This window comes from uncultured Brachyspira sp., assembly GCF_910578695.1.
GTDB lineage: Bacteria > Spirochaetota > Brachyspiria > Brachyspirales > Brachyspiraceae > Brachyspira.
On sequence record NZ_CAJTQJ010000038.1, the window covers coordinates 1 to 25,053 of the forward strand.

Consider the following 25,053-nt stretch of genomic DNA (forward strand, 5'->3'; position numbering starts at 1 on the left):
CATTCATAGAATGTCAGGGAATAATTAACGAACAAGTTTTTTATTAGTAAATAAAATTATTATTTTTTATATTATTTTCTTTCATTTATTTTATTGAAAACTATAAAAGTCAAATGAATAATTTGAGCTGCTCCTATAGTCATCATTATATATTGAAAATAAAAATACAAATCATAAAATGAATGGTTTTCTTTAGGTATTAGAAACATAGAATTAATAATTCCGCTTATTATAAAAGAGCATATTCCCAAAAACAGCACTATTAAAAATAAAACAATATAAATATATTTTAAATATGTATCTTTTACTTTTCTGTATATGCTTCTAAAAATATTATTGGTATGAAGTCCCAAATGAAATATCATAAGTATAAATCCCCATGCAGTTGATAATATATGTAGGTTTCTTGCAAATTGTGTTGATATAAAAGGAGAAAATGCAAATATATCTCCTGACATCATTATTGAACTTACAGCCATTATAATCATATCAAAAAATAATAAAAAATTAATAGTTATAAATAGTTTTTTGATAAAGCCGTATTTTCCTTTAGTAATGCTTCCATACCATTTTATATTTAAAATATGATGAAGTATAAATAAAGCAAATAGAGTAAAACCGAATACTCCGTGAAGAAATAAACCTCTTCCCGGTCTATAACTCATAAGATAAATGAATATAATATACATTAGAATATCTATTATTATTTTTATTATTTTTTTTAATTTCATAAATCTGCCTATTTAAATTCTTTACTTTCTCCCCATACTTTTTATAAGCATAGAGAAAAAATAAAGTAAAACTATATTAAGGAAAACAAAACGATTTTTTATTATCTATCTTTCTTCAATACCATTTAATTTCAGCCATTGAGAAATTCTATTTTCTAATTCTCTTCCTCCGGAATAATTAAACTCTAAAGCTAATCCTACATAAGCATTCGGTATAAGTTTAGCTAAATCGGAAACGCTGTCTCCAAGCATAGTTCCTCCATGACTGCTGAATGTAATAACACTTTTTTTTGAAAAATCATACTCATTTATAAATGAAAATACAGGCATAGGCATAGTAGCCCACCAAGTAGGATATCCTAAAAGTATAACTTCATACTGCTCAATATTTTGAATATTATCAGCTAATTCAGGATACACATTTATATTTAAATCTATTTGAGATGTTTCATATATATTTCCTCTTCCTCTGTACGGATTTTTCATTTTTATTTCTATTATATCTGCCCCTGTTTTTTTTCTTATAATTTCAGCAGCATTTCTTGTATTGCCTGAATAAGAAAAATATGCTATTAATATTTTAGGGTTTTTAGGTATTTCTATATTTAATGAATAAACTGTTTCTATAACATCATTAATAGGTTTAGAATTTCTTGCTATTCTAAAGCCCGTATTTCTGTCTGTGCTTAAAGGATTGCATGCAGAACGGTATGCTGCTCTTAAATGTTTTGCAAAGTCAATATAGCTTCCGCCTCTGCTTATTCTTAAAGAACCTGTTTCAGCACCCGCAGGATTATTATTATTTTCTGTATCATATTTTCCGTAATAATCAAAACACCATTCTGATACATTTCCATGCATATTATAAATCCCGAATTGATTAGGATTTAAACTGTTTACTTCTAATGTTCTTCCTCTATAACGGCTTGTTTTTACATTAGGATTATGAGAGTTAACATAGTTTTCTTCTATAAGGTATGGGTAGCTTCCTTCAAAGTTGGCATTATCGCTTGTAATATGATTAAGAGAATTAAATACTGTTCTTGTGCCTGCCCTTGCTGCATATTCCCATTCTGCTTCAGTTAAAAGTCTGTATCCGTTAGCACTTCTATCCCATTTTACTATATTTTCTTCTATAGCGTATGCAGGAGTAAGTCCTTTGCTTATGCTTAAAGCATTGCAGTACTCTACAGCATCATACCAAGTAATATTTTCTACAGGTAAATTTTCACCTTTAAAATGGCTTGGATTTTTTCCCATAATATTTTGATAATCCTTTTGAGTAACTTCATAAGGATCTATATAAAAAGAGTTTATTATTACATTATGCAAAGCTTCATCTTTATCACGCTGCCTTTCGTTTTCAGGGCTTCCCATCATAAAACTTCCGCCTTCTAATAATATCAAATTATCATTTATCATTTCTGCATCTCCTAAATTATTTGACTGTATGTTTACTTCTTGAGCAAAAACCTGCTGTTTTTTTATTATATTATTTTTTGATTTATTTAATGCATAGAAAATTATTGCTGCTATAATTATAATTACAGCAGATATTGATATTATTTTTATATTTTTCATAGTTTTTCCTTTTTAATTAAATGGGCTTATATTGATAATAATTAATTTAAATATTATTTATTATTTATTGTTAATAAAAATTGTTTTATTATTGCCGCTGCTGCCGCCTTTAACATCGTTTTAACTATATCAATAATAAATTATCGATGTGCTTCGGCTCACTTTTTTTTAATTATTATTAAAAATTTTTTTATAAGCATAATATTCTTCATCAGTAACATGTTCAAGCCAATCAACATTATTTCCGTCTTTATCGCCTGTAATAGCAATATGCTTCATTTTGCATTCAGGCGAAGCTCCATGCCAATGTTTTTTATCTTTAGGGCAGTATAATGCTTCTCCTTTATGAAACTCTAAAATTTCTCCTCCTTCCTCCTGAGTAAGCCCTATGCCTTCAACTACTATCAAATGCTGCCCTTTAGGGTGTGTATGCCATGCAGTTCTTGCTCCTGCTTCAAATGTTACATAAGCTACTGAGAAATGCGAATCTTCATTTGCTTCTGTAAGAATTTCTACTTCAACATCTCCTGTAAAATATTCTTCTGCTCCTTTAAATTTTTTACCTTCTCCGTTTTTTATCAATATACTTTTTTCAGGTGCATTATTATATTTATAATCTGACATTTAACTATCCTTAATTTTATTATTATTTTGTTTTTATAAATATGTCTTTTATCCATTTTCTTATTTCATTTTCTGATCTTGATGCTGAACTTCCGTATACACTCAATATTTTAGCTGTTTGTTTAGATTTTGATTCTTTTTCTATATCTCTTTTAATGTTTCCAGCCCCTCCGCCTCCATGCGTACAGAAAGGCATTATTATTTTATTAGATAAATCAAAACTATTTATAAAACTATTTACAGGAGGTGCCATAGTATTCCACCAATTAGGGCTTCCTATAAATATTACATCATAGCTTTCTATACCTTCTATGCTGTTTTTAAGTTTCGGCTTATGATTATTTTTTATATCTCTTTTAGCTTCATCTAATACTGCATTATAATTTTTAGAATATGCTTTTTCTGGTTCTGCATTAAAAAAGTCTATTTTTGCATTTTGAAATTCATCTTTTATAATTTTTGCTATGAACTCAGCAAGTTTTTTTGTGTTTGATGAATGAGAATAATATGTTATTAATACTTTCATTTTTGCTCCTATTGTTGTTATCGATAAACTCGCTAATGATAGCTAATAACTAAAGTTATTAGCTGCTCGTTTATCTTTTATTATTAATAATAAAAATTGTTCGCTTAGAATCTCTTTCAAATAAATTTGAAAGAGGCTCACAATTTTTATTTTAGTGTTTTAATATAATAAAAATTGTTATTTAATTATTTACTGCCATTTCGCGAATGTCAGACGCTCATAATTTTTATAATTAGTTTATTATTGCTAATAAAAATTACTTTATTGTTGCTATCGATAAACTCGCTTTAAATTAGCTAATAACTAAAGTTATTAGCTGCTCGTTTATCTTTTATTGTTAATAAAAATTGTTTTATTATTTCTAATAAAAATTATGAGCTTTTATGCTCTGCCATTCTACGAATGTCAGACGCTCATAATTTTTATAATTAGCTTATTATTTCTAATAAAAATTGTTATTTAATTATTTCCTGCCATTTCGCGAATAGCAGGCACTCATAACTTCTATATATAAAAATAAAAATATTATTTTCCTACTCTTTCTAATTGTTCTTTTGGGTATCTTTCCCCATAAATCACTATTTTTTTAAGTGCTTCATTTATATTATTTAATTCTTCTTCTGTAAACTCTATATTAACAGATGATATATTTTCTTTTAATCTTTCTATTTTTCTTGTTCCGGGTATAGGTGCTATGAACGGTTTTTGATGAAGCACCCATGCTAATGCTATCTGAGGTTTTGAGGCATTTTTTGTTTTTGCTATATCTTCCAAAACTTCAACTAATGCATAGTTTTGCTTTAAATTTTCTTCTTGAAATCTTGGAATAGAATTTCTAAAATCATTTTCTGAAAATTCTGAACTGTCTTTAAATCTGCCTGTCAAAAAACCTTTGCCCAAAGGAGAAAAAGGAACGAAGCCTATATTTAATTCTTCTAATAATGGTATGATTTCCTTTTCAGGTTCTCTCCACATCATAGAATATTCGCTTTGTAATGCAGTAAGCTTGCACACTTTATCAGCTTTTCTTATTGTATTTGCTCCAGCCTCTGAAAGTCCCCAATACCTGATTTTTCCTTCTTTTATTAATTCTTTCATTGTATCAGCAACTTCTTCTATAGGCGTATTAGTATCGACTCTATGAAGATAATATAAATCAACATAATCTGTTCTTAATCTTTTTAATGAACCTTCTATTGATGCTTTTATAGTTTCTTTTTTGGCATTTAATACAGATTTCCCATTTTCACAAATTTGTATTCCGCATTTTGTAGCTATCACAACTTTATCTCTGTATTTTTCTAATGCTTCGCCTACTATTTCTTCATTTTTATAGGGTCCGTAAGCTTCTGCTGTATCAAAAAAATTAATACCCAATTCTATAGCCTCATCTATAAGCGATATTAATTCTCTTTTATCATAATTTTCATAATTGCCGTATCCCATACAGCCTAAACCTATTGCTGATACTTCTAAATTTCCTAATTTTCTTTTTTGCATATAAATTACTCCTATTATTGTTATCGATAAACTCGCTTTAAATTAGCTAATAACTAAAGTTATTAGCTGCTCGTTTATCTTTATTATTTCTAATAAAAATTATGAGCTTTGATACTCTGCCATTCTGCGAATGTCAGACGCTCATAATTTTTATAATTAGTTTATTATTTTTAATAAAAATTACTTTATTGTTGTTATCGATAAACTCGCTTTAAATTAGCTAATAACTAAAGTTATTAGCTTCTCGTTTATATTTTATTATTAATAAAAATTGCTCGTTTATAATATCTTTCAAATAAATTTGAAAGAGGCTCGCAATTTTTATTTTAGTGTTTTAATATAATAAAAATTGTTGTTTAATAATCTCTGCCATTTCGCGAATGTCAGACGCTCATAATTTTTATAATTAGTTTGTTATTTCTAATAAAAATTATTTTATTGTTGCTATCGATAAACTCGCTTATAGTTTTTAAATATTTTTAATAAGTTTTGACATTCTTAAACAATGCTATATGCTTATTATTTTTATAATTAGTTTTATTACCTCCTTATCATTTAATTAATTTTAATACCAATCGTGTTTTTCATTACGGTTTAATTCTGATATTTTTTTCATATCTTCATCACTTAATTCAAAATCGTATATCTGTGTATTTTCTATTATATGTTCTCTATTGCTTGAACCCGGTATTACAATTATACCTCTTTGCAAGCCCCATCTTAATATAATTTGAGCAATAGATTTATTATATTTTTGTGCTATTATATTTAATACTTTATCATTTAAAAGTTCTTTTTGATATCCTCTCCCTCCTAATGGATACCATGCCTGAACTGCTATACCTAAACTTTGAATATACTCTACAACATCAGTATCCTGATAATACGGATGTATTTCATTTTGTACTAAAGCAGGCATAATATTTATTTTAGAAATGAATTCTTTTAATTCTTTTATATACCAATTAGAAAGCCCTATAGAACGAATCTTGCCTTCTTTTAGAGCTTTCTCCATAGCCTTATAAGCTTCAACATCATTATTAGCAGGGTGATGAAGAAGCATCATATCAATATATTCCATATCTAATTTTTTTAATGCTTCATTTATAGCATTTTCTGCATTATGGTATTGATTAGGATATAATTTTGTGATGATGAAAATATCTTTTCTATCAACTTTAGAATCTTTTACAGCTTTTCCTACTTCTTCTTCATTACGGTATATATATGCTGTGTCAATTAAACGAACGCCGTTTTGTAAGGCAAATAATACAGAATTATAGCAAATATCATTCAATAAACTATATGTCCCTATTCCATTTAAAGGAATTTCATATCCGCTGTTTAATTTAAAAGTTTTTTTATTGAAATTAAAATTTGCTTTATCTTTCATATTATCTGCCTCTGCTTTTTGATTTAATGCCAACACAGAAACTATTATAGAAATAGAAATAAATAAAAAACTTATAAAAATCTTTTTCATTATTAGATTCACCGTAAAATATATTTTTAATAATTAAATTGTAAGCTATTTTATTTTATAAATTGCATAAGTATTTTACAGTTTCAGCATCGGTATGAGATAAAAATAAGCTTTGCTTGGTATCAAGTTTAGAAATTTCTTTCATATCATTATCATCTAACTCAAAATCAAATACATCAAAATTTTCTATTATTCTTTCTTTATGCACGCTTTTAGGTATAACTGCAACATTTCTTTTTATAAGCCAATTTAATATAACTTGTGCTGCAGTTTTATTATGCTTCTTTGCTATATTCTGCAATGTTTCATTAGTAAATATATTATTTCTTCCTTCAGCAAATGGTCCCCAAGATTCTATTTGAATATTATATTCTTTCATAAGTTTATTATCTTCTTCTCTTTGGAAAAAAGGATGAGTTTCAATTTGATTTACCATAGGAACTATTTTATTATTCATAATTAAATCTAATAATCTGTCAGGATAAAAATTGCTTACTCCTATGGCTTTAATCTTATTTTCATTGTATAACTCTTCCATAGCTCTCCAAGAACCATAATAATCTCCGAAAGGCTGATGTATCAAGTATAAATCTAAATAATCCAAATCAAGTTTATTCATAGAAATTTCAAAAGCCTTTTTAGCATTATCATATCCTGCATCTTTTATCCATAATTTAGTTGTAATGAATAATTCTTTTCTGTCAATTTTGCTTTCTTTTATGGCATCACCCACAGCTTTTTCATTATTATATGCAGAAGCAGTATCTATTAATCTATATCCCGCTTCAATAGCATTTAATACAGATTTTTTGCATTCATCATAATCAGGTATTTGATAAACTCCGAAACCTAGTATAGGCATTTCAATCCCATTATGTAGTTTTACTTTTTTCATAATATTATACTCCTATTATTTTTATTATTATAAATTATATCATTAGAGTACACTCCAATGTCAATAGTGATTTTAATAATTTTTATTTTTAATTAATATCAAAACTTATTTTGACTGTTTTTCTTCCAAGTGAGTCTTTAAGTCCAGATATATTTTCTATATATCCTATTTTTGTGTAGCTGTAGGATGTTTTAAAATTTTCATAAAAAAGAACTAAGCAGTTATTACCATAAAGCATAAAATCACCTGTTTTTATACTTTCAACTCTTGTGCTTTGCATTGTAAGAGTTTTATTTAGATTATAATATTTTTCATTGCTGTTTAAATCATTCATATTTATAGTTAATGGAAGCATAGATAAAAAATCTTTTGCAGTTTGATTATCATATAATATTAATTTATATTCTTTATTATTTATTTTTAAATTAACTGAAGTATTTAGAGTATTCATATTTGATATATTATCTCCATAAACGAAATTGCATGCTGTAATATTAGCAATAATAAAAATTAATAAATATTTTTTTATTTTCATAAATTAATATCCTAATTTTGTTACTAGTTTTTATTTTTATCATTTTTGCTGAGATAACTTAAATTATGATCAAATTTTTCTATTTTTACATTCAATCTGTCAATAGCTGATTGAAGTTCATTCAGTTTCTCTTGTATATTTTCTCTTTGTTTTATAAGCAGTGTTTTTCTTTCTTCTAATGTGCTGTCGCCTTTATTATAGAGCTTTATATATTCTATTATAGCCTCTATTGACATTCCTGAGCTTCTCATACATTTTGAAAATTCTATCCACCCAATATCATAATCGCTGTAATTTCTTGTCCCGTTTTCATTTCTTTCTACTTCAGGTATTATTCCGATTTTTTCATAATATCTTAATGTATAAGCAGATAATGATGTTTTTTTGCTTACTTCAGCTATTGTCATAATTTATATCCTTTTTATTATGAAATGATAAGTCTTATTATATCATTAGAGTTTACTCTAATGTCAATACCAAAATTGATTTTTATATTTTAATTTATTATAGTAATATATCAAATACTTATATATTATAATTATATATAATAAAAAAGTATTAATGATATTAAATAATTAGACACTGTACTAATAACTAAAATTTGTTAAAGTTTAGCTATAAAATCATTTTTTGTCATAAGTTAAGTAAAGAATAACAATTGAAATAAGATAACATCTTGAAATAAGAACATTTTCGGTATTGAAAAACAATTAGAAATTATATATAATTTACTAAAAAGTAACTTTTTTAGTTATTAGGAGAGACAATAAAAGTTAAAAAATAATCATTTTAAACATCTTACTATTTTTCCATTAGACATTTCATAAACATTATTAGCATGTGCTGCAATATTATGAGCATGCGTAACCATTATGATGCTTGTGCCTTGCTTATTTATAGCTGTTAATATTTCCATTAAAATTTTTGTAGTGGCAGGATCTAAATCGCTTGTAGGCTCATCTGCTATTAAGCATTTACAGCCGTATGCTAATGCTCTTAATATAGCTACTTTTTTCATTTCTCCGCCTGATAGATTATATGCTTTGGAATATATTTTATTTTTGAGTGAAAATAATTCTATATTTTCTTTGGTTTGATTTATTTTTTCTTCAGTAATTTTATGCTTAAAAGCTAAAGGCATAAGTATATTATCTATAACGCTTATAGTAGGTATAATTACAGGATATTGAAATATATAAGAAAAATATTCTCTTCTAAAACTTGCAAGCATATCTTCATTAGCACTATTTAATTTTAATGAATCATAGTATATAGTACCGCTTGTAGGTTTTAGTATTCCTCCTATTATACTCAGTAATGTACTTTTTCCGCTTCCAGTATGTCCTACAAAACTTATAAAATCGCCTTGATTAATATCTAAACTAATATCTTCACAGGCATTGCATTTATTTATGCCTAAAGGGAAAACCTTTGATACATTTATAACTTTTATATTCATAGCGTTCCCCTCAAATCTTTATAAGGATCTTTATTTAATAGTATAGAATTTGATATAAAAGCACCTATCATAAATCCTATTGTCAGAAAAGCATTAGCTAAAAGTACAATATAAGCACCATTGATAACATCTGATATTTCTACCAAAGTTAGTATATATGATTGATATCTTAAATATAAAATAAGCATTTCTATAATACAAATCAAGAATGATACTAAAGGATACAAAAGACTTATTAGTATTGCTAATTTCCTTATAGCTATTTTAGTAGCTCCGAATATACGAAGCGTAGAAAACATTCGGCTGTTTTTTGAAAATATATATGAACTTGATATAGAAGAGTATAATACTCCGATTATTAATATTGCTATAAATAAAGCATATATAGAAAATTCTCTGAAAAAAGGTACATGTTCATTTAATAAAATTTCATATTTCCACACTAAACTAAATATAGAAGTTATAGTCATAAGCTGCGATAATGAGATAAATATTATTATCGAAAAAACAATACTTCCTTTAATAAGTTTAGAAGCATACCCAATAGTTGAATTATACACAATAAAAACCTTTTATTTTTTATTTACTATTAAACCCATTATCAGTATCTTTGTAAAAATACAATATACCTATATTTGCGTTAATAATAAATATCGATATTATTTATAATTACTTAACTAAATTATTTTACTGCTTATTTGTTATAAAGAATTTATCTTAGGCTTCCGAATTCTATTTGATTTGCTTTATCTACTTCCTCTATATAAGGTATAGGATATTCCGACATATCTTTTCCTTCTCTTAAAGTATTATATATAGTAAGATTGTTTTTTTTCCAGCTTAGCAGTCTGTCTTTATATTCTTTTGTATATCCTGAAGTCATTTTTAATTTATTATTAGATATCATGAACATTACATACATACTGACATTGCTTGAAGGTATAGAATCTCTTATATCATAAGCTATATTATTTAAAGGCATTTTTTCATAATAATATGCTGTATTTGGAGTATCAGCATATACAAATATACCTGTTCTGCTTTTACTTCCATTCATTTTATATTCTACATTTCCATTATCTTTAAATGTATACAAATATCCGTTAGGAGCTACTACGCTTTTACCTTTTACTGTTTTTATCCAAATATCATTATAATTTTTTTGACTTGCTGTTTTAGTATTGGAAGCACATGATGTTATTATAAATAATAAACTTATAATACTATAAAATTTTATCATAAAAAATACCTTAAAAATACATTAAAATATAATAATTATATTTTCGGCATAAAATTAGTATTATTAATAATGATTATTTAGTATATTTATCAAAAAGTTTTATTATATCTTCTCTTTTATTTTTGGCAGCTATTCTATAAGCAGTATTTCCGTAATTATTTCTGTCAGTAGGACTTGCACCTGCATTTAAAAGTTCTTCTATTATATTAATAGGAGTACCTATTGTTCTATATACTTTTTTATTCAAACTGCTGTCTTCTATAGGGGCTTCATATTTATACATAACTGCTCTTATCAAAACAGTGTTGCCGTTTCTATCACTTGCATTGACATCGGCACCCAATTCTATAACTTTTTTTATTAATTCAAAATCTAATTCTTTTTTTTCTATTAAATACATAAGTAAAGTTTTTCCGTCATTCATACTATATGAATTGACATCAGCACCTAAATTAATATATTCATTAAGAATACTTGTATAATAAGTACTGTCAAAATTATCATAAGTTATCTGAGCATTATATATAATTCCTTCATTTAGATTGCTTGCCCCAGCATTAACTAATTCTTTTATTATATCAATATTTGTTGAAGCGGTAAGAGGAGATTTTCTTTCAGCACCTTTATAATTTCTATATGATTCTATATATGCTTTAGCATTAACATTAGCTCCTTTATCTATTAAATATTTTACAATTTCTAAATTATTGCCTTCGCATGCGGATACCAATGCAGGGTTAAGGTCTTTAGCACCTAAATCAATAAGTTTTTCTGCTATATCCAACTGCCCTCCTATAGCTGCGTATGATAAAGCTATATTATAATTACTAGCTCCAGATTTCATTATATTTTCTGCTATATCCCAATAACCTTCTGCACAGGCAGTATAAAATGCAAAATCAAAATCTTTAGCTCCGAAATCTAATAATTCATTTACTATTTCTGCATTTCCAAGTTTAGCTGCATATATTAAAGGGCTCATTTGATAATTGATATTATATAAATCTAAATTAATGCCTTCTCTTAATAAAGTTTTTACTTTTTCTATATCATTATTTTTTATATTTTCCATTAAATCATCTAAATCATCATTTTGTGCAGATAATACTAAAAAAGTATTAAATATTATAATTAATAAAACAATTATTTTTTTCATTATAAAATCCAAGCCGTAAAATACTATTTATATTATCGGAAATGATAAAAACTATAAATAAAATTTTATATTTTTTTATAAATTATATATTGATATTTATTTTTATAGGTTTATAATTTGTATATAGGGGTAGAATTAAATATTTAAGAGGTATAAAATTATGGAAATAAGTATTCGTAATAATGCTCCTTATATAAAAAACAGCAATGCTATAAGAAATAATATTAATAATATTGTTCAGGAAGCGGAAAATAAAACTCCTATAAGCGAAGTCGGAGTATGCAAAACTTGTGCCTCAAGAACCTATCAGGACGGTTCTAATGATATAGGCGTATCATTTAAAACTCCTGCCCGTATAGATCCTTCAAGTGCTCCTTCTATGGTGGCTTCTCATGAACAGGAACATGTTGCAAATAATCAAAGATCTGCAGAAAAAAGCGGCGGAGAAGTAATTTTTCAAAATGTAACATTAACTACTAATATATGTCCTGAATGCAAAAGGGTTTATGTTTCAGGCGGTGTTACAAAGGCGGCTATAGCAAGTTCATCAGATAAAGGAAACGCTGTTGATGTTTATGCCTAAAATTATATAATCTCAAATTAATATCTTATATAATCAAAAATTCTTATTATATTTTATAAAAAACTTTAATTGATTTTTATAAAATATTTTTTATAATAAACTTAAATAAAGTTAAATAAAACTTTCGGAGTAATAAACAAATGAGAGAAATAATCAATTTTAATACTAATTGGATTTTTTTCAAAGATTGGAATGATAATATAAAAACTGAAAAATTAAACGGAGAAAATATAACATTGCCTCATACTGTTTCTGAGATACCAATGCATTATTTTAATGAATCTGATACTTGGCTTATTTCAGGATATCAGAATATATTCAATTATGATAAAAATAAATTACAAAACAAGAGAGTTTTAATAAATTTTGAAGCTGCTATGGCTGCTGCTGAAGTATTTGTTAATGGAAAAAGTTTTTCAGAGCATAAGGGAGGATATCTGCCTTTTATATATGATATAACAGATGAGCTTAAAAACGGAGAAAATATAATATCTGTAAAATTAGACAGTACAGAGAGAAAAGATATACCGCCTTTCGGAAATGAAATAGATTATTTATGCTACGGAGGAATATACAGAGAAGTACAAATTATAATAACTGATGAAATTTCCATTGAAAATATTATGATTACAGGGCTTGCCAATCAGAATATAACAGGAAAAATAAGAATAAGAAACAGCAAAAAAGAAAATGCAAAAGAAACAATTTCAATTAATTTATATAATAGAGAATATCATATATGCGAAATAAAAAAAGAAATAACTTTAAAAAAAGATGAATTATTTACTGATATAAATATAGATGAACATATAAACTCTGATAGAATAGAGTTATGGGATATAGATAATCCAAGACTTTATAAACTTGAAGCATCGCTTTCTAATGAAGATTTAATTTCTGTAAGAATAGGATTCAGAGATGTAAAATTTACAGAAGACGGCTTTTTTTTGAATGGAAAGAAAATAAAATTAATGGGACTTAATAGACATCAGAGTTTTCCTTATGTAGGTTATGCTATGCCTGAGAGGGTGCAGAAGAAAGATGCTGATATACTTAAATTTGATTTGGGACTTAATATAGTTCGTTCCTCTCATTACCCTGCTTCAAGACATTTTTTAGACAGATGCGATGAAATAGGATTAATGGTTTTTGAAGAGATTCCGGGATGGCAGCATATAGGAGATAAAGATTGGCAGAAGGTTTCTATAGAAAATGTTAAGGATATGATAGAAAGAGATTTTCATCATCCCTCTATAATAATATGGGGGGTTAGAATAAATGAAAGTCAGGATAATCATGATTTTTATAAAGCAACTAATGAAACGGCACATAAATTAGATAAAACAAGACAGACAGGCGGTGTAAGATATATAACAGGAAGCGAACTTTTAGAAGATGTATATACTATGAATGATTTTAATTATGACGGTATTGCTGATGCTATAAGAGCACAAAAGTATGTAACGAAATTAGATAAAAATGTACCTTATATGATAACAGAATATAATGGACATATGTTTCCTACAAAAATAGAGGATTGTGAAGAGAGATTAATAGAGCATACTAAAAGACATTTTGAAGTTATAAATGCAGTTGCTATAGATAAAAATATTGCAGGTTCTATAGGCTGGTGTGCTTTTGATTATCATACTCATTATAATTTTGGTTCCGGAGACAGAATATGCTATCATGGTGTTTATGATATGTTTAGAAATCCCAAATTGGCGTCGGGGGTATATTCTTCTCAAATAAGCAGAAAAAATAAAATTGTACTAGAGCCTATAACTATATATGCAAGGGGAGAGAGAGCTGTAGGGGGTATTTCGCCTCTGATAATTGCTACAAACTGCGATTATGCAGAAATCTATTATAGAGATGATTTAATATCTAAAGAATATCCCGCTTCTGGAAAATATCAGGGATTGAGGCATTCTCCTATAATATTAAAAATGGAAGTTAATATACCCGGAGTAAGCGATATGGGCTGGGGAGATATGAAAATAATAGGATATATAGACGGCAAAGCTGTTATAGAAAAAAAGTTTTTGAATAATCCTGTATTTAAAGAATTGGAGATTAAGGCAGATGATTATGAAATAAATTCTATAAAAGAAGGCTCTTCTTGGGATTCTACAAGAGTAACTATTAAAGCTGTTGATTCTATAGGAAACAGACTTCCTTATATTAATGAAGCTGTTATTATAGAAGTTTCAGGAGAGGGCGAATTAATAGGAAATGATAATCCTGTGCTTGAAGGCGGTTATTATTCTTTTTGGGTTAAATCTAATAATAAAAAAGGAAGCATAAAAATTACAGTAAAAAATAAAAGAGTTGAAAATAAAACTATAGAAATAAAAGTAATATAATAAAATTAATCTTGTTTTATTTGCAATTTATTGTTTAATATAAATAAAATATTAAAAAATTGGAAAGACTATGAAAAATGAAGATATGAAAAAATATATGGAAACCATATATGATTTTTGGTATACTTCTAATAGATTTTATTACTTATGGGCTAAGCAGTATGGTATTACAGATTTGGCTTTATTCAGCTTATTTATAATATATAATAGCAAAGAATGCGTTCAAAATACCATTACAGAAAAATTATCAGTTCCAAAACAGACTGTTTGTTCTATATTAGATAATTTTTATAAGAAAGGATATATCAAAAAAAAGATTAACCCAAAGGATAAAAGAAACAGATTAATAAGTTTAACAAAAAAGGGTATTACATTTGCAGAACCTATATTAAAGGAATTAGAAAAGTTAGATATAGAAATGTTTAAATGTCTTACAGAAGATGAAATAAAAAATTATGTAGAACATCAAAAAAAACTTATTACATTTATGGAAAATTATAACAATAATTAAAATATTTAATTTAATTATTATTATAATTAAGTAATATTAAAAAAGGCGGTTTTATTTTGAAAGTTATACCTTCAGATAGTTTATTAAAAAATAGAAAAGAAAAAGTAAGCGAAGAATTATGTGCCGACTGCAATTCTTTATGCTGCCATGATTTGGTGATGGAAATATCTCCTCCAAAAAATGAAAGCGAACTTAATACTTTAAAATGGTATTTGCATTTTAGACATTCATTTATATTTATATATGAAAATACTTGGTATCACATGATAAGAAGCGAATGCAGATATTTGGATAAAAAAACTTATCTTTGTAAAAATTATGAAAATAGAAATGAGATTTGCTCGAAACATAGCCCTCCTAAATGCGAGAGATATGAAGAATGGTATGATGTAATATTTGATGATCAATATGAATTAGAAAAATATGTTTATGAAAAAAAGATTATTAAAAAGAAGTCAGGCAGTACAAAGAAAAAAGCTGCTAAAAAAATTAAATAATTTATTTGTCTGTTTATTTTTATGAAAAAAAAAGAAATAAAAAAAGTTTGTATAACATATCCTCCTTTTGAGTATAATAATGGATATCCTCTATTATCTTTAAATAGACAGTTTCAATGGCTTAAAAATCCTTCATATTCATATCCTATGATTCCTTCTTATGCTGCTACATTATTAAAAAATAACAGCATTAATGTTATATTTTTAGATACTATAGTGAGAAATATGAATACTATAGAGTGGTTTGATAGTTTAGATGAGATAATGCCTGATTTAATATTTTTTGAGGGAAGAACTCCTATTATAAATTATATATGGGATGCTGTAGAAACTTTAAAAGAAAGATATAAAAATGTTTATGTAGTTTTAGCAGGAGATCATGTTACAGCTTTGCCTGAAGAAAGTATGAAAAAATCTAAAGCGGATTTTGTTCTTACAGGGGGCGATTATGATTTTTTACTTTTAAATTTGGTTAATCATATTAATAATGGTGAAAAATTATCTAAAGGAATATATTACAGAACTTCTAATGATAATATAAGAAATACAGGTAAATTTGAACTTGAGGAATCTTTGGACAGGCTTCCGTTTATAGATAGAAATCTTACTAATTGGAAATTATATTCTAAAAAAAATGATTATTATAAAAGAAATCCGGGCACATTCATAATGTCTGCAAGAGGGGCTATACATAATAATTATAATAGTAATTCTTCTAATATTCTTTTTAATAATATGAGAGTTAGAAATCCTATCAATGTTATAGATGAAATAGAATTTTTAAATAAAAGATACGGAATAAAAGAAATATTAGATACAAGCGTTTATTTTCCTGTAGGAGAATGGCTTTCATTATTCTGCGAAACTATGAGAGAGAGAAAGCTTCATAAAAAACTTTATATAGACTGCTATATTTATCTAGGATTATTAGAATATTATCACTATTTAATGATGAGAAAGTCAGGATTTAAAACAGTTCTATTTAATTTTCATTCAGGAAATATTAAAAGTTTGGAAAAGCTTGGTATTGAAGATAACAGTATAGATAATATGATAGAATCTATTAAATTGGCTAAAAGAGCAGGACTTTTTACAGATATGATGGTAAAGATAGGGTATCCTTGGGAAACTGAAGAGGATATAATAAATACATTTAATATTGTAAGAGATTTAATGTTTAATGGTTATATTAATTCTATGAATGTTTCTATTTTTATACCATATCCGGGTACTAAAATATTTGACTATTGCAATGAAAATAATCTTATCAATACAAAAAAGTGGTTTGAATATGATATGAGAAGAACTGTTATGAAATTGGGTATAGATGATGAAAAAGTATTTAAATATATTGAATATTTTTATAATTTATCATTTACTCCTAAATATATTATACAAAAAATAAAAAGTATAAGAGATATTTACGATATAAAATATCATATAAAATCATTCAAAAATATAATATCTTCGTATTTTGGCAATGAAAAGAATACTTGCATATAAATTGTTTTAATGATATTCTTTTACAGCGGTTTTATATTTATACAAAAATTATTAAGGATTAAATAAAAAATGAAAAAAATAATAGCTTTTATATTATGTTTTATTTTTATACAAAGTAATCTTTTATTTAATGATGTTGTAAACAGCATAGTGGGTATAGTCGGTTCTATTCCTATTACTTATGAAGATTTTTTAAGCAGAAAATCATTTTTAACATTGCAGGCTAGATCTGTAGGTCAAAGGATTAATGATGATATGGTTTATAAGGATTTAGTTGAAGAGAGAGTAATGTATTTGAAACTTAAAGAATATAATTATGTAATAGAAGAAAATGATGTAAGCAGAAGATTAGAAAGTATAGCAAAGCAGTATAATATGACTTTAGATCAATTTTCAAAACAGTTAATGGCTGAGGGCATATCCTATGATGAATATAGAAATTCTATAAAAAAGCAGATAGCTATGGAAAATTTAAATGGACTTGTTATAAATAATACAGAAATATCAGATGAGGAGGCAGACGAGTTTTATAATAATACTAAAGATAAATCAGCTTTTGAAGTTGATACTTTAGTAAAGCTCTCTTGGATATTTTTTAAAGCGGTAACATTTACAGAAAAAGGCGAAAAACAGGAATTAGCAGCAAAGGTTAGGTCAATGGCGGCGAGAGGACAAGACTTTTCTGAACTTGCAAAAGAGTATAGCGATGATAATGCTACTAAAATGAACGGAGGAGATTTAGGATATAATCTGCTTTATGATGCAGGAAAAAGATCATTGCCTGCACAGATTAATGCAGGACTTAATCTTGCAAAGAGAGGATATAAAGTAGGTACTATAAGCAGCGTGAGAGAATTAGTTGGAAAGGGTTTTTATATAGTAAAAATAGCAGGAATTGAAAAGGATATGGAGAGTATAAGAACAAGGGTTAAAAACTATTTAGGCGAAGTTCGTATGAGAGAATCATTCATAAAATGGCTTGATGAAGAAACTAAAAGGGTATCTGTTCAGCTTTACAAATAATGATTTATAATTTTTATAATATTTTAAAATAATAATTGTAAAATAATAATTATATGTTATTATTAAAGGCAAAAATTAAGAAATATATATTATGATTTTGAATAAGTTTAAAATAAAAATAGTTCTGCTAGTGATGCAGTTTTTAAGAAGATTAAAAGATTGGGGATTAACTTTTTGTTAATTTCCAATCTTTTTTATTTTAAAAAAAATTAGAATAATAGGAAGGCAAAATTTGAAACGTTATTTAATACTTGAAGATGGAAGTTATTATGAAGGCATTGCTTTAGGTTCTGATAATTTTAAGGCGGGTGAATTAGTTTTTAATACATCTATGACAGGTTATCAGGAAGTATTATCAGATTTATCATACTGCGGACAAATAACAGTTATGACTTATCCGCTTATTGGAAATTACGGCATAAATAGAGATGATTTTGAAAGTTTGAATCCTGCCATATTCGGACTTATAGTAAAAGAGGCTTGTAAAAGTCCTAATAATTTTAGAAATGCAGAAACTATAGATGAGTTTCTAAAATTAAAGAATATTCCTGCTATAGAAAATATAGATACCAGAGCAATAACAAAGAAAATAAGAGAAGTGGGAACATTAAAAGCAGTAATGAGCGATACTATAGATAATAAAGATGATATAGTAAAAATGCTTAAAGAAGCATCATATATAAATGATCATGTAAAAAGAGTTTCTACAAAAAATGCCTTTCCGATACCGAACAGAGGCAGAAAAGTTGTACTAATGGATTTTGGTGCTAAACTTGGAATAATAAGAGAATTAAGTAAAAGAAACTGCGATTTGATAGTTGTGCCTTATGATACAGATTCAAAAACTATAATGAGTTTAAATCCTGAAGGCATAATGCTTTCAAACGGACCAGGTAATCCTAAAGATGTAAAAGAATCTATAAACACTATAAAAGATATTATAGGAAAAGTTCCTATATTCGGAATATGTTTAGGGCATCAGATTATAAGTTTGGCATGCAATGCTGATACAATTAAATTAAAATTCGGACATAGGGGAGGGAATCACCCTGTTAAAGATTTAGAAACAGGAAAGGTAAGCATAACAAGTCAGAATCATAGTTATGCAGTGGATGCAGAAAGTTTAAAAGATACAGATCTCATTATGACGCATATATCTTTAAATGATTTAAGCTGCGAGGGAGTAAAACATAAAAAATATCCTGTATTCTCTGTTCAGTATCACCCTGAATCTAATCCCGGACCAGAGGACAGTAAGTATTTATTTGATAAGTTTATTGATATGATGAATGAAGGGGTAAAAAATGCCTAAAAGAAAAGATATAAAAAAAATATTGGTAATAGGTTCAGGTCCTATAGTAATAGGGCAGGCTGCTGAATTTGATTATGCAGGTACGCAAGCCTGTCAGTCTTTAAAAGAAGAAGGCTATGAAGTTGTGCTTATAAACTCCAATCCTGCAACGATAATGACTGATACCAAAGTTGCAGATAAAGTTTATATAGAGCCTATCAATTTGAGTTTTGCTAAAAGAATAATATATAAAGAAATGCCTGATGCTGTATTAGGTTCTCTTGGAGGGCAGACAGGACTTAATTTGGTTGTTGAGCTTGCTGAAAGCGGCATATTAGATGAATATAATGTTGAAGTTTTGGGTACTGATTTGAATGCTATAAACTGTGCCGAAGACAGAGAGCTTTTTAAGAAGCTTATGAATGATATAAATGAGCCTGTACCTGAAAGCGTTATAGTACATAGCGTAGAAGAGGCTATTGAGTTTGCCAATAAAATAGGCTATCATTTAGTAGTTCGTCCAGCTTATACACTTGGAGGAACAGGCGGAGGATTTGCACGTAATGAAGAAGAATTAATTGAAATATGCGAAAAGGGATTAAAGATAAGCCCTGTTCATGAATGTTTGGTTGAAAAGAGTATTGCAGGATATAAAGAAATAGAATATGAAGTTATACGGGATAATAATGATAATGCTATAGTGGTATGCAATATGGAAAATGTTGATCCTGTGGGAATACATACAGGAGACAGCATAGTAACTGCCCCTTGTCAGACTTTAAGCGACAGAGAAAATCAGATGCTTAGAAATGTAAGTCTTAAAATAATAAGGGCTTTAAAGATATGCGGCGGATGTAATGTACAATTAGCACTTGACCCTAATAGCTTTAATTATTATATAATAGAAGTTAATCCTAGAGTATCGCGTTCAAGTGCTTTGGCAAGTAAGGCTACAGGATACCCGATAGCAAAAATAAGTGCTAAAATAGCAGTTGGAATGACTTTAGATGAAATACTTAATCCTATTACCAAAAAAAGTTTTGCATGTTTTGAGCCTTCTATTGATTATGTAGTTACAAAATTTCCAAGACTTCCATTCGATAAATTTCCTAATGCCGACAGACAATTAGGCACGCAGATGAAAGCTACAGGCGAAGTTATGAGCATAGGAAGAAATTTTGAAGAGTCATTTTTAAAAGCTGTCCGTTCTCTTGAAATAAAATGCGATCATATAATTCATAATGATATTTCTCAGTATACTACAAAAAAATTATGGGAAAATATAGAATTAAGAGATGATTTAAGAATATTTATTATAGCCGAGCTTTTAAGAAGAGGGGAGAATATTGATAATATAATAAATATTACTCATATAGATAAATTCTTTTTGGATAAAGTAAAAAATATAATAATATTAGAAGAAAAATTATCTGAAAATAAAATGGATATGGAAGTTTTGAGAGAATGCAAGGAAAGAGGATTTTCAGACAGCTATATATCTAAAGTTTGGGGTATGGAAGAAATTGATATATATAAATTAAGACATAAAAATAATATAGTTCCTGTATATAAAATGGTTGATACATGTGCAGGAGAGTTTGAAAGCGAAACTCCTTATTTTTATTCTACCTATGAAAAAGAAAATGAATCTGTAAAAAGCGAAAAGGAGAGTATAATAGTTCTTGGTTCAGGACCTATAAGAATAGGGCAGGGGGTGGAATTTGATTATTCAACTGTTCATTCTGTTATGACTATAAGAGATGCAGGATATGAAGCTATAGTAATAAATAATAATCCTGAAACGGTTTCTACTGATTTTTCTATATCGGATAAACTTTACTTTGAGCCTTTGACTATAGAAGATGTTATGCATATTGTAGAATTAGAAAAGCCTAAAGGGGTTATAGTGCAGTTTGGAGGGCAGACAGCTATTAATTTGGCTGAAAAACTAGCTATGCATGGAGTTAATATATTAGGTACTTCATTAGAGAATATAAATAGAGCAGAGGATAGGCATGAATTTGAAAGAATGCTTAGAACTCTTAATATACCTCAGCCTAAAGGAGAAACAGCAATTACGGTTGATGAAGCAGTTAATATAGCAAAAAATATAGGCTATCCTGTTTTAGTTCGTCCTAGTTATGTACTTGGGGGCAGAGCTATGGAGATAGTAGATAATGATGCTTCATTAAAAATGTATATGGAAACGGCTGTAAAGGAAATAAGCAATAAAGCACCTATACTTATTGATAAATATGTTATAGGTAAAGAAATAGAAATTGATGCTGTAGCTGATAGCGATAATAATGTTTTTATACCCGGCATAATGGAGCATATAGAAAGGGCAGGCATTCATTCTGGGGATTCTATAAGCGTTTATCCTGCACAAACTATATCTCAGAAAATAAAAGATACTGTTATTGATTATACTAAAAGAATAGGGGAAGGATTTAATTTTATAGGGCTTTATAATATACAGTTTATAGTTGATAGAGATGATAATGTTTATGTTCTTGAAGTTAATCCTAGAAGCAGCAGAACAGTTCCTTTTTTAAGCAAGATAACTAATATTCCAATGGCAAATATAGCCACTATGTGTATATTGGGAAAATCATTGAAAGAACAAGGCTATAATAATATATATAAAGAAGAATCTAAAAAAGTATTTGTTAAAGCTCCTGTATTCTCTTTCTCAAAATTAAGAAGAGTAGATACAATACTTGGTCCTGAAATGAAAAGTACAGGCGAGGCATTAGGTTTTGATATTAATTTTGAAAAAGCATTATACAAAGCATTAATTGCAAGCGGTATAAGAATACCTCTTCAGGGTAATATACTTTTTACAATATCTGATAATCATAAGCATGAAGTACTTGATTTGGCAAAAAGATTTTCAAGTATAGGATACGGCATATATGCTACAAAAGGCACTTCTAATTTTTTAAGGAAAGAGGGGCTTTATGTAAAAGAAGTATCAAAAATATATGAGGAAGGATTTGAAAATATTATAGATACTATAAGGCTTGGAAAAGTTGATTATGTTATAAATACAATAGAAACTAATAGTCAAACTCATTCGGATAGTTTGGAATTAAGAAGGGCTTCAGCTGAAAATAATATATCTTGTATTACTTCATTAGATACAGCTTATGCTTTGCTTAAAGTTATAGAATCTATGAATTTCAGTATAATTGATATGGCTAGTATTTAGATATTATAATTATATTATAAAAAGAGCAGATAAAAAATTATCCGCTCTTTTATATTTTTTATTATAAAATTATTTTATGTAAAGTTATATGCATTATGCTATTTTTATTTTTTTATTTTGAATCCATTTTAAATCTTTTCCAATTGTTTTTATCAAATATATTATCTTTAACAAAATAATAAGTACTGAAATTATAATTATTATTAAATTGTCTGCCGATATCCCAGTTGTTTAATTTTACAATATAAGCTCCATTAGTTTTATAATCATTTGTAATAATATTATTATTAAATGTATTTTTTATATTAGGTATATGCTTAACAGCAAAATACGGCATATCGGCTATAGTCATAAAATTAGTATCTATTTTTATATTTCCGCTGCTTCTAAAATCTTTATACATAAATAATGCATTAAACCAAACATAAAATTTCATATCATCATCTGTAAACTTTAATGTATTAACATTTTCTGCTCCATGATCTGAAATTAATATTATTTTTGTATTATCATAAACTTCATTAATTTTTAAAAATTCTATAAAATCAATTAAAACATTTATACAAGCAATATTAGCATAAAAATGTCTTACACTATATTCATCTTTATATTTAAGTAAATCTTCATCTTTTACAGGATAATGTTGAGTATGCGGTAAATAATCAGAAGAAAAAAACTGAGGTTCATGTGTAATCATATTATGTAAAATATTATAATAATTACTTTTATCTTCTTTAATATTTATAAAATCTTTAATGCTAGAAAAAATAGCATAATAATATACGCTGCTATTAATATTTGATTTAAATAAATTGAACCAGCTGCCGTTTCTATAAAAATCATATCTTAAATTTATTGGAAGCATTCTAAATATAGAAAATCTAATAATATCATTTTTCTGATTTATTTTATTATTTTCATCAATATTAAACGCTGATTTATTGAGATATTTAGAAATGCTGTAATTATCAATACTATTATTATTATAAGCACTTATATTGGTATAATTTTTAAATATACTCAAATCACCATTAAAATTTGCATAAACAGGCTCTAATACAGATGATTTATAACCGTACTGCTCTAAGCTAGTTGGAATCATCAAAAGTGCCTCATTATGTTTATCTTTTATATTATAATTTCCATTTGTGCTTAATTCATAAGGCAGATAATCATATCCCCCATAAAGCGAAGCTATAGTTACTGTATGACTAGAAAAAGATACTGTATTAGGATAAATAGTAAATCCGTCTAATTTTTCTTTATACTCAGGAAATATATCTAAAGCATCTATCCAATAAGAATTAACAGCTCTGTCAAGTATAAAAACAAATATATTTTCTCCTGTTTTAGATAAATTAAATATTTTTATATTATTATTATTATTATTATTATTATTATTATTAACTGAACTAGATTTTTCTAAATTAGAGTGAGATTTAATAATTGTATAAATATTAAATACAGAAATAAATACAAATACTATTAATATTATAGATAAAGTATTAATAAATATTATTGTTCTTTTCTTTTTCAAAATAAAAATTATTAATACTGCCGATAATATTATCAAAATAAGCGTCATAAATATATCTTTAAAAGATGATATAAGTAATTGAGAATTATCAAATATAAAGTCAGAATTAATATTCAAATAATTTCCTGTCATTATGAAAGTATTTATAAAAATAAAAAAAGAAGTAAATATTAATAATAATGCTATATAGTTTTTAATTCTTTCAGAAAATAAATAATATATAAATAGAGGATAAAATAGAAACATACCTAAACTCATTGAGAGATTATTTAGTATTAAATAAAACGGATTTGAAAATTCCTGAGGAGAAGCCCCAATTAAAGAAGACGGTATAAATATGCCTGAAAGCAAAGATACTGCTAAACAAGATAAAAATATTAATTTATCTCTGTATTTTATAATTTCATCATTTAAAATCAATTTATAAAAATTACCAATATTGAGTATAAAAGTTAATATCAATAAAAAAATATATATATTAATAGAATACGATTTTAAATAAAGAGTATAATATATATCAGCATTTTCTTTTATATCATTTATGTCTTTATTTAATTGTACATTAGCAAATTTACTATTAAAGCCGCCGAATTCTATTTTTTCTATATGTTTTGTTAATTTACTAGTATTGCCTTTAAATTCAAATATATCGCTGCTTTTAAATATTTTACTATAGTAATTAACTTTAGCTGAATATAAATATTTATTATCTTTCTCAAAAATAAAATTAAAATCAGATAAATACCCTTTTCTCTCTATGCCAGCTAAAGAAATAAGTAATATAAATAAAACTGTAATAGT

At 26.6% G+C, this 25,053-nt stretch carries 22 protein-coding genes; 8 read left to right on the plus strand and 14 right to left on the minus strand.

The genetic code is table 11. The annotated features are described in order from the left end of the window. Nucleotides 1-71: 71 nt before the first annotated feature. The 13 genes from QZ288_RS09525 to QZ288_RS09585 all read right to left on the minus strand — a co-directional run bounded on the left by QZ288_RS09525 (nucleotide 72) and on the right by QZ288_RS09585 (nucleotide 11,730). Nucleotides 72-731, minus strand: coding sequence for a DUF4405 domain-containing protein (locus QZ288_RS09525; RefSeq protein ID WP_295158216.1), 660 nt, complete (start codon nucleotides 729-731; stop codon nucleotides 72-74). Nucleotides 732-836: 105 nt separating this feature from the next. Next, on the minus strand, nucleotides 837-2,312 hold the full coding sequence (locus QZ288_RS09530) for a flavodoxin (protein ID WP_295158219.1): 1,476 nt from the start codon (nucleotides 2,310-2,312) through the stop codon (nucleotides 837-839). Between the two features lie 168 nt (nucleotides 2,313-2,480). Then, nucleotides 2,481-2,936: a cupin domain-containing protein gene (locus QZ288_RS09535; RefSeq protein ID WP_295158221.1), complete on the minus strand. Its 456-nt coding sequence runs from the start codon at nucleotides 2,934-2,936 to the stop codon at nucleotides 2,481-2,483. A gap of 22 nt (nucleotides 2,937-2,958) precedes the next feature. Next, nucleotides 2,959-3,462 carry a flavodoxin gene (locus tag QZ288_RS09540; RefSeq protein WP_295158224.1) on the minus strand — a complete coding sequence of 168 codons (504 nt, stop codon included), beginning with the start codon at nucleotides 3,460-3,462 and terminating at the stop codon, nucleotides 2,959-2,961. Nucleotides 3,463-3,987: 525 nt separating this feature from the next. Beyond that, nucleotides 3,988-4,962, minus strand: coding sequence for an aldo/keto reductase (locus QZ288_RS09545; RefSeq protein WP_295158227.1), 975 nt, complete (start codon nucleotides 4,960-4,962; stop codon nucleotides 3,988-3,990). A 565-nt stretch (nucleotides 4,963-5,527) separates the two neighbouring features. After that, on the minus strand, nucleotides 5,528-6,445 hold the full coding sequence (locus QZ288_RS09550) for an aldo/keto reductase (protein ID WP_295158230.1): 918 nt from the start codon (nucleotides 6,443-6,445) through the stop codon (nucleotides 5,528-5,530). A gap of 55 nt (nucleotides 6,446-6,500) precedes the next feature. After that, on the minus strand, nucleotides 6,501-7,340 hold the full coding sequence (locus tag QZ288_RS09555) for an aldo/keto reductase (protein WP_295158233.1): 840 nt from the start codon (nucleotides 7,338-7,340) through the stop codon (nucleotides 6,501-6,503). 88 nt (nucleotides 7,341-7,428) lie between these two features. After that, nucleotides 7,429-7,875: a cyclophilin-like fold protein gene (locus tag QZ288_RS09560; RefSeq protein WP_295158236.1), complete on the minus strand. Its 447-nt coding sequence runs from the start codon at nucleotides 7,873-7,875 to the stop codon at nucleotides 7,429-7,431. Nucleotides 7,876-7,898: 23 nt separating this feature from the next. Then, the gene (locus tag QZ288_RS09565) at nucleotides 7,899-8,282 is read right to left on the minus strand and encodes a MerR family transcriptional regulator (protein ID WP_295158239.1); all 384 of its coding nucleotides are present in this window, start codon (nucleotides 8,280-8,282) and stop codon (nucleotides 7,899-7,901) included. A gap of 377 nt (nucleotides 8,283-8,659) precedes the next feature. After that, a complete protein-coding gene (locus tag QZ288_RS09570; protein WP_295158242.1) occupies nucleotides 8,660-9,334 on the minus strand; it encodes an ABC transporter ATP-binding protein in 675 nt (224 codons plus the stop codon). Beyond that, complete coding sequence (locus tag QZ288_RS09575; protein ID WP_295158245.1) at nucleotides 9,331-9,894, minus strand: hypothetical protein; 564 nt, start codon at nucleotides 9,892-9,894, stop codon at nucleotides 9,331-9,333. Before QZ288_RS09575 ends, QZ288_RS09570 begins: the two co-directional genes overlap by 4 nt. Nucleotides 9,895-10,046: 152 nt before the next feature. After that, nucleotides 10,047-10,574 carry a hypothetical protein gene (locus tag QZ288_RS09580; RefSeq protein ID WP_295158248.1) on the minus strand — a complete coding sequence of 176 codons (528 nt, stop codon included), beginning with the start codon at nucleotides 10,572-10,574 and terminating at the stop codon, nucleotides 10,047-10,049. A 73-nt stretch (nucleotides 10,575-10,647) separates the two neighbouring features. After that, on the minus strand, nucleotides 10,648-11,730 hold the full coding sequence (locus QZ288_RS09585; RefSeq protein WP_295158251.1) for an ankyrin repeat domain-containing protein: 1,083 nt from the start codon (nucleotides 11,728-11,730) through the stop codon (nucleotides 10,648-10,650). 160 nt (nucleotides 11,731-11,890) lie between these two features. Here QZ288_RS09585 and QZ288_RS09590 point away from each other — a divergent pair, with 160 nt between their 5' ends. The 8 genes from QZ288_RS09590 (at nucleotide 11,891) to carB (ending at nucleotide 22,715) form a co-directional block, all read left to right on the plus strand. Continuing rightward, nucleotides 11,891-12,313, plus strand: coding sequence for a hypothetical protein (locus QZ288_RS09590; protein WP_295158256.1), 423 nt, complete (start codon nucleotides 11,891-11,893; stop codon nucleotides 12,311-12,313). A 140-nt stretch (nucleotides 12,314-12,453) separates the two neighbouring features. Continuing rightward, complete coding sequence (locus QZ288_RS09595; protein WP_295158258.1) at nucleotides 12,454-14,679, plus strand: glycoside hydrolase family 2 TIM barrel-domain containing protein; 2,226 nt, start codon at nucleotides 12,454-12,456, stop codon at nucleotides 14,677-14,679. A 70-nt stretch (nucleotides 14,680-14,749) separates the two neighbouring features. Further along, nucleotides 14,750-15,190, plus strand: a complete 441-nt coding sequence (locus QZ288_RS09600; protein WP_295158261.1) for a MarR family winged helix-turn-helix transcriptional regulator — start codon at nucleotides 14,750-14,752, stop codon at nucleotides 15,188-15,190. A gap of 56 nt (nucleotides 15,191-15,246) precedes the next feature. After that, nucleotides 15,247-15,687 carry a YkgJ family cysteine cluster protein gene (locus QZ288_RS09605; RefSeq protein WP_295158264.1) on the plus strand — a complete coding sequence of 147 codons (441 nt, stop codon included), beginning with the start codon at nucleotides 15,247-15,249 and terminating at the stop codon, nucleotides 15,685-15,687. Nucleotides 15,688-15,708: 21 nt separating this feature from the next. Further along, on the plus strand, nucleotides 15,709-17,190 hold the full coding sequence (locus QZ288_RS09610) for a B12-binding domain-containing radical SAM protein (RefSeq protein WP_295158266.1): 1,482 nt from the start codon (nucleotides 15,709-15,711) through the stop codon (nucleotides 17,188-17,190). Nucleotides 17,191-17,259: 69 nt separating this feature from the next. After that, nucleotides 17,260-18,213: a peptidylprolyl isomerase gene (locus QZ288_RS09615; protein ID WP_295158269.1), complete on the plus strand. Its 954-nt coding sequence runs from the start codon at nucleotides 17,260-17,262 to the stop codon at nucleotides 18,211-18,213. 232 nt (nucleotides 18,214-18,445) lie between these two features. Next, a complete protein-coding gene (locus QZ288_RS09620) occupies nucleotides 18,446-19,525 on the plus strand; it encodes a carbamoyl phosphate synthase small subunit (protein ID WP_295158272.1) in 1,080 nt (359 codons plus the stop codon). After that, nucleotides 19,518-22,715, plus strand: a complete 3,198-nt coding sequence (gene carB, locus QZ288_RS09625; RefSeq protein WP_295158276.1) for a carbamoyl-phosphate synthase large subunit — start codon at nucleotides 19,518-19,520, stop codon at nucleotides 22,713-22,715. The genes QZ288_RS09620 and carB overlap by 8 nt, the downstream gene beginning before the upstream one ends. Before the next feature lie 112 nt (nucleotides 22,716-22,827). Here the strand turns inward: carB and QZ288_RS09630 are convergent. After that, nucleotides 22,828-25,053: sulfatase-like hydrolase/transferase (locus QZ288_RS09630; RefSeq protein ID WP_295158279.1), on the minus strand; the 2,226-nt coding region annotated here is incomplete at its 5' end.

What these genes read in the sequence shown, in the direction of transcription:
- QZ288_RS09600 (WP_295158261.1), top strand. Translation starts at nt 14,750, where the DNA reads ATGAAAAATGAAGATATGAAAAAATATATGGAAACCATATATGATTTT.
- QZ288_RS09590 (WP_295158256.1), top strand. Translation starts at nt 11,891, where the DNA reads ATGGAAATAAGTATTCGTAATAATGCTCCTTATATAAAAAACAGCAAT.
- QZ288_RS09530 (WP_295158219.1), bottom strand. Translation starts at nt 2,312, where the DNA reads ATGAAAAATATAAAAATAATATCAATATCTGCTGTAATTATAATTATA.
- QZ288_RS09595 (WP_295158258.1), top strand. Translation starts at nt 12,454, where the DNA reads ATGAGAGAAATAATCAATTTTAATACTAATTGGATTTTTTTCAAAGAT.
- QZ288_RS09580 (WP_295158248.1), bottom strand. Translation starts at nt 10,574, where the DNA reads ATGATAAAATTTTATAGTATTATAAGTTTATTATTTATAATAACATCA.
- QZ288_RS09540 (WP_295158224.1), bottom strand. Translation starts at nt 3,462, where the DNA reads ATGAAAGTATTAATAACATATTATTCTCATTCATCAAACACAAAAAAA.
- QZ288_RS09545 (WP_295158227.1), bottom strand. Translation starts at nt 4,962, where the DNA reads ATGCAAAAAAGAAAATTAGGAAATTTAGAAGTATCAGCAATAGGTTTA.
- QZ288_RS09570 (WP_295158242.1), bottom strand. Translation starts at nt 9,334, where the DNA reads ATGAATATAAAAGTTATAAATGTATCAAAGGTTTTCCCTTTAGGCATA.
- QZ288_RS09550 (WP_295158230.1), bottom strand. Translation starts at nt 6,445, where the DNA reads ATGAAAAAGATTTTTATAAGTTTTTTATTTATTTCTATTTCTATAATA.
- carB (WP_295158276.1), top strand. Translation starts at nt 19,518, where the DNA reads ATGCCTAAAAGAAAAGATATAAAAAAAATATTGGTAATAGGTTCAGGT.
- QZ288_RS09585 (WP_295158251.1), bottom strand. Translation starts at nt 11,730, where the DNA reads ATGAAAAAAATAATTGTTTTATTAATTATAATATTTAATACTTTTTTA.
- QZ288_RS09560 (WP_295158236.1), bottom strand. Translation starts at nt 7,875, where the DNA reads ATGAAAATAAAAAAATATTTATTAATTTTTATTATTGCTAATATTACA.
- QZ288_RS09525 (WP_295158216.1), bottom strand. Translation starts at nt 731, where the DNA reads ATGAAATTAAAAAAAATAATAAAAATAATAATAGATATTCTAATGTAT.
- QZ288_RS09615 (WP_295158269.1), top strand. Translation starts at nt 17,260, where the DNA reads ATGAAAAAAATAATAGCTTTTATATTATGTTTTATTTTTATACAAAGT.
- QZ288_RS09565 (WP_295158239.1), bottom strand. Translation starts at nt 8,282, where the DNA reads ATGACAATAGCTGAAGTAAGCAAAAAAACATCATTATCTGCTTATACA.
- QZ288_RS09535 (WP_295158221.1), bottom strand. Translation starts at nt 2,936, where the DNA reads ATGTCAGATTATAAATATAATAATGCACCTGAAAAAAGTATATTGATA.
- QZ288_RS09555 (WP_295158233.1), bottom strand. Translation starts at nt 7,340, where the DNA reads ATGAAAAAAGTAAAACTACATAATGGGATTGAAATGCCTATACTAGGT.
- QZ288_RS09610 (WP_295158266.1), top strand. Translation starts at nt 15,709, where the DNA reads ATGAAAAAAAAAGAAATAAAAAAAGTTTGTATAACATATCCTCCTTTT.